The sequence below is a fragment of the Comamonas sp. B-9 genome, assembly GCF_000410635.1.
In the GTDB taxonomy this organism is placed as follows: domain Bacteria; phylum Pseudomonadota; class Gammaproteobacteria; order Burkholderiales; family Burkholderiaceae_C; genus Comamonas.
This window is the reverse complement of record NZ_KE148557.1, coordinates 10290-13126: the sequence shown is the minus strand read 5'-3', so window position 1 is coordinate 13126 and position 2837 is coordinate 10290. Positions and strand designations below refer to the sequence as shown.

At 64.8% G+C, this 2837-nt stretch carries 2 protein-coding genes and 1 pseudogene; all 3 read right to left on the bottom strand.

Going from position 1 to position 2837, the window contains the following annotated elements; genetic code table 11:
- Nucleotides 1-307: hypothetical protein (locus tag H928_RS27170; RefSeq protein ID WP_084635763.1), on the bottom strand; the 307-nt coding region annotated here is incomplete at its 3' end.
- A gap of 5 nt (nt 308-312) precedes the next feature.
- Nucleotides 313-2463, bottom strand: a complete 2151-nt coding sequence (gene metG, locus H928_RS0110620) for a methionine--tRNA ligase (RefSeq protein ID WP_021026488.1) — start codon at nt 2461-2463, stop codon at nt 313-315.
- Between the two features lie 123 nt (nt 2464-2586).
- Nucleotides 2587-2837: pseudogene (locus H928_RS27165) on the bottom strand (patatin-like phospholipase family protein); the annotation flags it as partial.

The following is a 2837-nucleotide window of genomic DNA, read 5'->3' as shown; positions in this document are numbered from 1 at the left end:
GCTCGCTGGGCTGCTGCGGCGGGAAGGTCTCGCCCGGCCGGGGCTCGCGGTAGCGCACGGTAATACCGCTGTTGTCCTGCTCCTCGCCGGTGGCCATGTCATAGGCCTTGCCCACGCCTTTGCCCACCACCTTGGCCGTGCCCACCGCGGCATCGGCGGCCAGCCCCACGGCAGTCGCGGTCACGCTGACGGCGGCGGCGCCTACGGTCACCACACTGCAGCCGCCCAGCAGCGATGCGCAGGCGCAGTAAAAAGCCCCTGCGGCTACGGAGCGCAGGGGCTTCAAGAGGCGGCGGTCAGCGGCCATGCAGATCAGTGGATGCGCATGCCTGGCAGCGCGCCGGGGAAGGGCTCGAGCACATAGATGCCGGGGTGGGCCTTCTCGTCGGCGTGGCTGGCGGCCAGCACCATGCCTTCGGAGATGCCGAACTTCATCTTGCGCGGCGCCAGGTTGGCGACCAGCACGGTGAGCTTGCCTTGCAGCTGCTCGGGCGTGTACATGCTGCTGATGCCGCTGAACACATTGCGCATCTTGGGCTGGCCGTCCTCGCCCTTTTCACCGACATCCAGGGTCAGCTGCAGCAGCTTGGTCGAGCCTTCGACGGCCTTGCATTCGACAATCTTGGCAATGCGCAGGTCAATGCGGGCAAAGTCGTCGATGCCGATGGTCTCGGCCAGCGGCTCGCCGCCGGGGGCGTTCGGGTCCACCACGGCTTCGGCTTTTTTCTCGGCCTTCTTGGCCTTGGCAGGCGCTGCAGCGGCAGCAGCTTTTTCCTGGCTGGCAGGGGTCTCGAACAGCGCTTCGAGCTGCAGCGGGTCCACGCGTTGCATCAGGTGCTGGTAGACGCCAATCTGGTGGCCCGCGCCCAGCGGCTTGGCCACGTCGCCAAATTGCTCGGGCGGCACGATCAGGAAGTTCGCCACTTCGGCGGCGATGCCCGGCAGGATCGGCTTGAGGTAGATCGTCAGGATGCGGAAGGCCTCGATGCAGACCGTGCAGACATCGTGCAGGCGCTGCTCCATGCCTTCCTTCTTGGCCAGCTCCCAGGGCTTGTTGGCATCGACATAGCTGTTGACCTTGTCGCACAGCAGCATGATCTCGCGGGCCGCACGGGCGGTGTCGCGCACCTCGTAGGCGGCGACAATCGCCTCCTTTTGCGCGCGCAGCACCGCCAGCAGCTCCTGGCCATCGGCGCTCACCGCGCCCAGCCGGCCTTCAAAGCGCTTGCTGATAAAGCCGGCAGCGCGCGAGGCGATGTTCACGTACTTGCCGATCAGGTCGGAGTTGACGCGCAGCATGAAGTCTTCGGCCGTGAAGTCGATGTCCTCGTTCTTGCCATTGAGCTTGGCGCCCAGGTAGTAGCGCAGCCACTCGGGGTTCATCTTGAGGGCCAGGTACTTGAGTGGGTCCAGGCCGGTGCCCCGGCTCTTGCTCATCTTCTCGCCGTTGTTCACGGTGAGGAAGCCATGCACGCAGATCTTGGTCGGGGTCTTGCGGCCGCTGAACTTCAGCATCGCAGGCCAGAACAAGGTGTGGAAGGTGATGATGTCCTTGCCGATGAAGTGGTACTGCTCGAGCGCCGGGTCAGCCATGTAGGCCTCGTAGTCTTCGCCGCGCTTGCCCAGCAACTCCTTGAGGGAGGCGAGGTAGCCCACCGGCGCATCGAGCCAGACGTAGAAGTACTTGCCCGGTGCATCGGGGATCTCGATGCCGAAGTAGGGTGCATCGCGCGAGATGTCCCAGTCGTCCAGGCCTTCGCTGGTCGAGCCATCGGGGTTGGTGCGCACGCCAAACCATTCCTTGATCTTGGCGGCCACCTCGGGCTGCACATGCTGGCCGTCCTGGGTCCAGGTGGTCAGGAACTCGACTGCGCGCGGGTCGGACAGCTTGAAGAAGAAGTGCTCCGAGCTCTTCATCACCGGCTTGGCGCCGGACAGCGCCGAGTAGGGGTTGATCAGGTCGGTGGGCGCATAGACGGAGCTGCAGACTTCGCAGTTGTCGCCGTACTGGTCCTTGGCGTGGCAGCGTGGGCATTCGCCCTTGATGAAACGGTCAGGCAGGAACATGTTCTTCTCGGGGTCGAAGAACTGCTCGATGGTGCGCGTCTCGATAAAGCCGGCGGCCTTCAGGTCCAGGTAGATCTGCTTGGACAGCGCGTGGTTCTCGGGGCTGTCGGTATTGCTCCAGTTGTCAAAACCGATGTGGAAGCCGTCGAGGTACTGCTTGCGGCCGGCGGCGATGTCGGCGACAAACTGCTGGGGCGTCTTGCCCGCTTTTTCGGCCGCAATCATGATGGGCGCGCCATGGGCGTCATCAGCACCGACAAAGTTGACCGCATTGCCCTGCATTCGCTGCGCACGCACCCAGGTATCGGCCTGGATGTATTCCATGATGTGGCCGATGTGGAAGTTGCCGTTGGCATACGGCAGGGCGGTGGTGACGAAAATCTTTCGTTGAGACATAGGGTTGCGGAACTTTCTAATCACAGAGAGGACGCAGGCCGGTGGCCGTTGCGGATTCTGGTCACAGGGAGGGCGGCGTGCTGCCAGCCCTCGCGCGCGAAGGCGCTCCAGAACCGAGCAATTCTAGGCGCTTACGGGGCCGGATCGCGCGACCAGGGGATTGGCGGGGCCGGCTGCGTGGCTGCCCCAGCCAAAAAAGGCGCAGACCTCGTCGCGCCGGGCCATGGTGTCGGCCCGGCCCAGCGCCATCAGCGCCCGGGTGTAGCCCGGCTCGAACAGCAGGTAGCTCGCCAGCGCCGCGCTGCCCACGTTCTGGCTGTGCACGGACACGCCCATCGCGCCCAGCAGTGCCCGCACCGGCGTGGGGAGTTCTT

Bases quoted from the DNA above. Each gene is read 5' to 3' on its own strand.
- metG (WP_021026488.1), bottom strand. From the start codon at position 2,463: ATGTCTCAACGAAAGATTTTCGTCACCACCGCCCTGCCGTATGCCAAC.